The 7480-nt window shown below is 63.9% G+C and carries 7 protein-coding genes; 3 read left to right on the forward strand and 4 right to left on the reverse strand.

Annotation, left to right across the window (positions count from 1 at the left end; translation table 11 throughout):
* Positions 1 to 802 (forward strand): GMC oxidoreductase (locus JHD07_RS27550; RefSeq protein ID WP_291627792.1); only part of this gene is annotated, 802 nt, incomplete at its 5' end.
* A 763-nt stretch (positions 803 to 1565) separates the two neighbouring features.
* Here JHD07_RS27550 and JHD07_RS27555 read toward each other — a convergent pair.
* The gene (locus tag JHD07_RS27555) at positions 1566 to 2321 is read right to left on the reverse strand and encodes an SDR family oxidoreductase (RefSeq protein WP_291627794.1); all 756 of its coding nucleotides are present in this window, start codon (positions 2319 to 2321) and stop codon (positions 1566 to 1568) included.
* A gap of 213 nt (positions 2322 to 2534) precedes the next feature.
* Between JHD07_RS27555 and JHD07_RS27560 the strand changes: the two genes are divergently transcribed.
* Positions 2535 to 3428 carry an AraC family transcriptional regulator gene (locus tag JHD07_RS27560; RefSeq protein ID WP_291627796.1) on the forward strand — a complete coding sequence of 298 codons (894 nt, stop codon included), beginning with the start codon at positions 2535 to 2537 and terminating at the stop codon, positions 3426 to 3428.
* Positions 3429 to 3605: 177 nt separating this feature from the next.
* On the opposite strand, the gene JHD07_RS27565 is transcribed toward JHD07_RS27560, so the two are convergent.
* From JHD07_RS27565 to JHD07_RS27575, 3 genes are all read right to left on the reverse strand, one after another.
* Positions 3606 to 4262, reverse strand: coding sequence for a DUF4019 domain-containing protein (locus tag JHD07_RS27565; RefSeq protein WP_291627797.1), 657 nt, complete (start codon positions 4260 to 4262; stop codon positions 3606 to 3608).
* 169 nt (positions 4263 to 4431) lie between these two features.
* A complete protein-coding gene (gene chrA / locus JHD07_RS27570; RefSeq protein ID WP_291627798.1) occupies positions 4432 to 5820 on the reverse strand; it encodes a chromate efflux transporter in 1389 nt (462 codons plus the stop codon).
* Positions 5820 to 6638 (reverse strand): chromate resistance protein ChrB domain-containing protein, encoded by an 819-nt coding sequence (locus JHD07_RS27575; protein WP_291627799.1) that lies wholly within the window; start codon positions 6636 to 6638, stop codon positions 5820 to 5822. Before JHD07_RS27575 ends, chrA begins: the two co-directional genes overlap by 1 nt.
* A gap of 193 nt (positions 6639 to 6831) precedes the next feature.
* On the opposite strand from JHD07_RS27575, the gene dmeF reads away from it, so the two are divergent.
* Positions 6832 to 7480: CDF family Co(II)/Ni(II) efflux transporter DmeF (gene dmeF, locus JHD07_RS27580; protein ID WP_291627800.1), on the forward strand; the 649-nt coding region annotated here is incomplete at its 3' end.

Below are 7480 nucleotides of genomic sequence, written 5' to 3' on the forward strand. Positions count from 1 at the left end.
GGAGATTTCTGCGCGCGAGATCGTGCTGTGCAGCGGCGCCATTCACAGCCCGGCGATCCTGATGCGTTCGGGTATCGGCCCCGCGGCCGATTTGCAGGCGATGGGGATCGCCGTCGAACGCGATCTCCCTGTCGGCCAGCATTTCTTCGATCACCCGCTATTCCGCCCGCTGATCAAGATGCGCGACGAGATCGCGCCAAAAGATCGCGATACCCGCCACACCAATTGCTGCGTGACCTACTCGTCGGGCCTCGCCGATGGCGGCAAGCGCGACATGATCCTGATCGCCTTCAATCACCGCGGCATCGGCAATGCCGGGGCGATCGGCGCCGGTCTGTTCAATGCGTATTCGCGCGGCACGCTGAAGCTTGCATCGACCGATCCCACGATCGATCCCGTCGTCGAGGAGAACATGCTCGCCGATCCGCGTGACATGCTGCGGATGATGGACGCGGTGCGGCGCCTCGCGGTGATCACCTCGCAGCCGGCGCTGTCTGGGATTTCCGACTGGATCCGGCTTGCCGACACCGACCTGACGTTGCCGCAGGCCGCCAGCCTGCCGGATCAGGAGCTCGATGCGGTGCTGCGCCGTGAGACCGGCGACATCCAGCACGCCGCCGGCAGCTGCCGGATGAGCGCGGTCGGGGATTCCGACGGTGTGGTCAACCCCGACGGTTCGGTGAAAGGCATCTCAGGCCTGCGCGTCGCCGACGCCTCGATCATGCCGTCGGATTGCCGGGCCAACACGCATTTCACCACAGTGGTGATCGGCGAGGCGATCGCGCGGATGATGATGAAGTAGCCAATGACGGAGCCAGCAGCGGGGCCATTGCTCTCCAACTCGCATGTCAAATAGCGGGCGCGCTTTCGCCATCCCGCGGCGCGTCTCGCCCGAGTTTTGCTTGATGCGCCGCGCCCAAAATGACAAGGGCACAGGGAAGGCCGGGCGCCAGCGGCACCCGAGATCCGTGCGCTGTAAGAATGCACACGGGGTGGACCACAGGTGTGCCGGTCGCCCGGCCTTCCCTGCGCGAATGGTTTTAACGGTGTCCTTCGTGCTCTCCTCGGGGAGCGTTGCACTATTGCCCCCGTCGCCTTGCGGCCGGTGGATACGCGCGCCGGTTGGCCGCTACATCACCGCAAGACTTGGCGCCAGAACCCCGGGCGTCGGGACCACACGACTTCTCCGTCCGCGCACGTCTTCGCTGGGAATCCGAGGGGTGGCGTGTGCTCGCCCCCGAAGCCATGCGAAGACGCTGTCGGCGCCGTGTCGTTGACGCGAAGCCATTGCTCACGATGTCCCGCCCCGCAATGCCGATCACGCCCGACGCCGTCGCGTCCATCGCTGCCCAGCCCGCGGTTCGTGACGATCGCGATCCGCCCCTCGTCTCGGGCCAGGGTGTTTCGTGTGTACGATAAATCAGAATTTCGGTAAAGCGGAATATTTTGCGGAGTGGGCTTGACAGGTGGTGTGGCGGAATTGACCGGGGTGTTTTGCCCGACGGGCACGCGACCGCCGTGAACCCTGGCCGCGGCCATCGCATGTCCGTAAGGCAGTCCGGCGTTCAGATCATCTGACCGCCCGAGACTTCGATCCGCTGCCCCGTGACCCAGCGATTGTCCTCGCTCAGCAGGCTCGCGACCATCGGGCCGATGTCATCCGGGACCCCAACGCGGCCCAGCGCGGTCATGCCGGCGAATTGCTTGTTCACGTCGGCATTGTCGCGCACCAGGCCACCACCAAAGTCGGTTTCGATCGCGCCGGGCGCAATGCTGTTGACGCGAATGCCACGCGGCCCAAGTTCCCTGGCCATGCAGACCGCCATCATGTCAGCGGCGGCTTTCGCCATGGTGTAGACGGCGAAGCCCGGATAGGTGACGCGCGTCAAGCCGCTGCCGATGGTGACGATCGAGCCACCGTCCGCCATCAGCGGCAACAAGGCCTGGGTGAGGAAGAATACGCCTTTGACATGCAGGTTCATCTGCTGGTCGAACTGAGCCTCGGTGGTCTCGCCAAGCGGGGCGAAGAGGCCGTCGCCGGCATTGTGTACGAGGTGGTCGAAGCTCTCGCGACCAAATGTCTCCTTCAGCGTCTGGCCCAGTCTGCGCGTGAAGGAGGGAAACTTGGCGACGTCGGCGCTGTCCAACTGAAAGGCCACGGCCCGGCGTCCCATCGCCTTGATCTCGGAAACGACGCTCTCCGCGAGGTCCGCACGGCTCCGGTAGGTGATGATGACGTCGCTGCCCTTGCGCGCGATGTTGACGGCCATGTTGCGGCCAAGGCCGCGGCTCGCACCGGTGACGATTGCAATTTTTGCCATGTCATGTCTCCTTCGTTTGGCATGGCGAAAGTGGCAGATACGGCGGCATTCGCGTTGCCGGATCCTTGAGCCTTCTTGCCTAATCCTCCAAATGACCACGGACGTCGCTCAATCCGGACCGTCGCTGCGTGGAACGATCAATTCACGTGCCCAAAGTTGAAGCAGTCCGGCCATCTCGGTTGCCGGAGCCCACGGCTGGTGTAAATTCGCGCGATGACGACGACCCTGCTCGAAACGGTTCGCCGCTATGCGGACTCGCATTCCGATCAAAACGGCACGGCCAGGACGCCAATTCCGGGCCTTACGGCCATACGCGCGCTGACGCCGGGGCAGCTCCAATACGCGATCAACCGGCCGCTCGTTGCGCTCGTCCTGCAGGGTCGAAAACGCGTGACGATGGGAGCGCATACCTTCGATTTCGGAGCGGGAGAGTCGCTCCTGATCTTGGCGGACGTGCCGACGGTGAGCCAGATCACCCGCGCCAGTGCTCAGCTCCCATATTATTCCCTGGTCGTCGAACTCGACCCGGCGGTGATCGCGAGCCTGATCGTGGAGATGAAGCTTGCTCCCGAGCAGCAAGTCGTTCCCGTGCGCGTCGATCCGACTGAAACGGAGGTTGCCGACGCCGCGCTCCGCTTGATGCGGCTGCTCGAGCGTCCGTCTTCCTTGCCGGTTCTACGAGCTCAGCTCGTTCGCGAAATCCACTATTGGCTGTTGGCGGGGCGACACGGCGCGGCGATCAGGGCTCTCGGGGTCGCCGACAGTCATGCGCGACGCATCGCGCGTGCCGTCGCGATCATTCGTTCCGAATATGCAAAGCCGCTGCGGATCGAGCGACTGGCGGAAGCGGCTGCCATGAGTCCTTCATCGTTTCACCAGCATTTCCGCACGATCACATCTCTCAGTCCCCTGCAATTTCAGAAGCAGCTGCGGCTCATCGAGGCGCGTCGGATGATGTTATCGGAGGGGGCTGACGTGAGCAGCGCAGCCTTCGGCGTAGGTTACGAAAGCGTTCCGCAATTCACGAGAGAATATGGGCGCCTGTTCGGACTGCCGCCTGCCAAGGATATCAAGGCTGCGCTCGGTCAGCTGGACACCGCAGCCTGACGCTAAGCCAAGCCATCGACCGTCCGGGACAGGGAAGGCCGGCGCCGGCCGGCACCCGAGTCCGTGCGCTCGAAAAAATGCACACGGGGTGGACAACAGGTGTTGACGATGGCCCGGCCTTGCGTGCGCACGGGACTGGCGAAATCCGAATCTCGAACGTCGGCGCTAAGTTAGCCTTTAGCGTGCGGAGCGCGGAGATATTGTCGATCTATAGTTGGGACAATTCGTAGACAACGTCGCCCACACGCGATCAAGATCTGCGCGCGTTTTTTCTCGCTCGAGTTTTGCCGCGGTGGCGTTGTCGATGAAATTGCTCTCTTGGCGCATAATCTCGAAGTCACCGCCGGACGGCTTCTGATAGAGGATCACAAAGCCGCAATGACGGTCCACGTTCTCGAACTGGGTTTCAATGTCCATCGCAGCGTACACTCCGCGAAACGGAGCGCTGGTGGGATCTTTGGTCCAGGTGACCTTCAGGATATTTCGCTGCATCAATGTGCCGGATCGCTCGCGAAATTCTCGATTCAACTGGATGAACCGGACAAGAGATAGCGAGTTCCGGTAGACTTCGGCCATCATGGCGTAAGCACGCTCATATTGTCCCTGATCAATCGCAGAGAAATAGTCGCTTGTCTCTTTGAGAACCTGCTCCTCTTGGAGGCGGGAGGGCAACCAACCCGGTGCTGAGTCGCTCGTTACATTTACCTCGCGCTGAAGGGGCGGCCTTGCAGAATCTTGCGCCAGCGCGTTCTGAGCCCTCCCAGCCGTTCCGGAGATCATCCCGAGCGCTGTCACCGCTGTCATTGAAGCTGCAAAGATCGGAGACAATTTCATCGTCGTTCCCCCGTCGCAGGCAGTTTCTCATGCAGGGGGATCACAACGCAAGGTGGTGGCTATCTGGCAGTATGCAAAGATCCAGGAATTGGCCCAAAGCCGCCTTGCAGCCCTGGGGTTCAATGTCGCTTGCCGAGAGCAAGCGCGGCGAAGCCGCAAGGTGCGCGCCCTAAATCACCCCCGCCAGCCGCAGCGCCACGCCCGCAACACAGCTGCCGGCCAGTACGGTCAGCATCCCCAGCTTGAACCGGAAGATCGCAGTCGCCGCCGCGATCGCCAGCACCAGCGCGGGAATGTCCACGCTCCCCAGCACCGGCCTATCGAAGTTCAGCGGAAAGGCGTGCACCGGCACTGTCTCGCGAAACAGCGTGTGCAGCGCGAACCAGATCGAGAGGTTGAGGATCACGCCGACGACGGCGGCGGTGATCGCGCTGAGTGCGCCGGCAAGGCCCGTGTTGCCGCGCAGGCGCTCGATATAGGGCGCGCCGACGAAGATCCAGAGGAAGCAGGGTGTGAAGGTGACCCAGGTCGCGAGCAGGCCACCGAGCGTCGCCGCAAGCATCGGCGACAGCCCGCTGGGGTCGCGATAGGCGGCCATGAAGCCGACGAACTGGAGCACCATGATCAGCGGGCCCGGCGTGGTCTCGGCCATGCCGAGGCCGTCGAGCATTTCGTGCGGCTTCAGCCAGTGATAATGCTCCACCGCCTGCTGGGCGACATAGGCCAGCACCGCATAGGCGCCGCCGAACGTGACCAGCGCCATCTTCGAGAAGAACAGCGCGATCTGGCTGAATACATTGGCCTGGCTGAAAGCCATCAGCAGCGCGATCACGGGCACCAGCCAAAGCGCCAGCCATACAGCACCGACGCGGATCGCGCGTCCCGTGTTGGGACGGACGTGATCGGGCACGCCTTCGCCCAGCATGCTGTCGATCGCTGCCCCGCCGTCTCCACCATGACCGTGACCTGCGGGCGCGAACTCCGGCCGGCCGCTGCGTGCGCCGGCATAGCCGATCAGGCCGGCGGCGATGATGATGACCGGGAAGGGGACCGCGAAGAAGAAGATCGCGACGAAGGCGAGGCCTGCGAGCGCGATCATGATGCGGTTCCTCAGCGCCCGCTTGCCGACGCGCACGACGGCCTCGACCACGATGGCGAGCACGGCGGCCTTGAGGCCGAAGAACAGCGCCTCGACGAAGCTGACATTGCCGAAGGCGGCGTAGACGTAGCTGAGGCCCATGATGGCGATGATGCCGGGCAGGATGAACAGCCCGCCCGCCATCAGTCCGCCGGCGGTGCGATGCATCAGCCAGCCGACATAGGTCGCAAGCTGCTGCGCCTCCGGGCCCGGCAGCAGCATGCAATAGTTCAGCGCGTGCAGGAACCGCCCTTCGGAGATCCACTTCTTCTCCTCGACCAGGATGCGGTGCATCACCGCGATCTGGCCCGCGGGCCCGCCGAAGCTCAAGTAGGCCACGCGCAGCCAGACGCGAAAGGCTTCCCCGAAGCTGACGCCGTGACCGGCGCCAGCTCCTGCCTGAACGGTACGAATGTCCATTACGCCTTCACCTTGTTGGTCGGCCAATTGTGGGTCTCGGTGGTGGCGTCGCGGCACCAGCGGTAGAAGGCATCGTAGAGCGTCATACCGGCCTCGAGCTGCTCGAGGTCGTCGTCATACATCCGCGACAGCCCGAGCGAGGCCGCAAGCAGGCCGGGCGCCTCCGGGGCGAGGTCGGGCCGCGCAGTGTCGGCGCCGCGCACCAACGTCGCGAGCCGGAGCAGGGCCGGAGTCGCGATGCCAAACTCCTCGGTCATGACGTCGAAGGTGCAGAGCTCGCCGCGGTGGCTCCAGAACACGTTCTCGATGTCGAAGGGGGCGGCGTTGAAGCGTTCGCCGACCGCGACCACCTCGGAAGGGGCGACGTACAGAAACACCGCATTGGGGTCGACGAAGCGGCGGATCAGCCAAGGGCAGGCGATGCGGTCGATCTTGGGGCGCGCCCGCGTCACCCAGACGGTACGTCCCTGGGCATCGCGCGGCGGCAGCTTGCGGGCGTCGACCAGCGGCAGCTTGGCCGCCTTCCAGCCTTCGAAGCCGCCCTCCAGCGTCTCGGCCTGCACGCCGAGCTGGCGCAGCCAGGCCGCGGTGCCCTGGGCCAGCTTCTCGCCGCGCAGGCACGAGACAACGGCGCGGCGCCCGGCGAAGGCGCCGCCCCAGTCCGTCACGTTGTCGTGGCCGAGCTTGATGGCGCCGGGGATCAGCCGCCGGTCGGCGGCGAAATCCTCCTCCGTGCGCACATCGATCAGAACGGGCGCGTTCGCCGTGCCGATCAGCCGTGCCATTTTGTCGGATGATATCGTCGTGAATGTAGACATGATGCGTCCTCGCAAGAAAAAACGGGACGCGATGCTTGGGCGTGTCGCCTCGTGGGGAGATCGCTCAAATCCCCATGGCTCCGATTACAGCGAAACTAAGAAGCACTGTCAATCCGCGAGACGATTGGACCTTAGAAAATTGGGGCCGGCCATCTATATTGCGCCGGCAGAGCTGAATCTCCGGGAGACTTCGATGCATTCCCATTCCATCGAACAATGGACCCATGACCACGCCTTCCTGGGCGAGAAGCACGACCAAAACGAGCGCCGCACCTGGCTCGTCGTCGTCCTGACGCTGGTCATGATGGTCGGCGAGATCGTTGCCGGCTCGCTGTTCGGTTCGATGGCGCTGCTGGCCGACGGCTGGCACATGGGCACGCATGCGGCGGCGCTGGGCATTGCCGCCTTCGCCTATCGCTTCGCGCGGCGGCATCTGGGAAATGCGCATTTCACCTTCGGCACCGGCAAGTTCGGTGATCTCGCCGCCTTCGCCAGCGCCATCATCCTCGGCCTGATCGCGGTCGAGATCGCTTATGAGAGCGTGCTGCGGCTGATCAATCCGGTGCCGATCGTCTATGGCGAAGCCATGGCCGTGGCCGCGCTCGGCCTGTGCGTCAATCTCGCCAGCGTGTGGCTGCTGCGCGACGGCCACGATCATCACCATCACGGTCATGCGCATGACGGCCACGATGATCACGACCACGGCCATGATCATCACGGCCATCACCACCATCATCACGACAACAATCTGCGCGCGGCCTATGTCCATGTCGTGACCGATGCAGCGACCTCGGTGCTGGCGATCGCAGCGCTCGCTCTCGCGATGTATTCGGGATGGGTCT

Source organism: Bradyrhizobium sp., from assembly GCF_016462955.1.
In the GTDB taxonomy this organism is placed as follows: domain Bacteria; phylum Pseudomonadota; class Alphaproteobacteria; order Rhizobiales; family Xanthobacteraceae; genus Bradyrhizobium.

Bases quoted from the DNA above. Each gene is read 5' to 3' on its own strand.
- JHD07_RS27555 (WP_291627794.1), bottom strand. From the start codon at position 2,321: ATGGCAAAAATTGCAATCGTCACCGGTGCGAGCCGCGGCCTTGGCCGC.
- JHD07_RS27560 (WP_291627796.1), top strand. From the start codon at position 2,535: ATGACGACGACCCTGCTCGAAACGGTTCGCCGCTATGCGGACTCGCAT.
- JHD07_RS27565 (WP_291627797.1), bottom strand. From the start codon at position 4,262: ATGAAATTGTCTCCGATCTTTGCAGCTTCAATGACAGCGGTGACAGCG.
- chrA (WP_291627798.1), bottom strand. From the start codon at position 5,820: ATGGACATTCGTACCGTTCAGGCAGGAGCTGGCGCCGGTCACGGCGTC.
- JHD07_RS27575 (WP_291627799.1), bottom strand. From the start codon at position 6,638: ATGTCTACATTCACGACGATATCATCCGACAAAATGGCACGGCTGATC.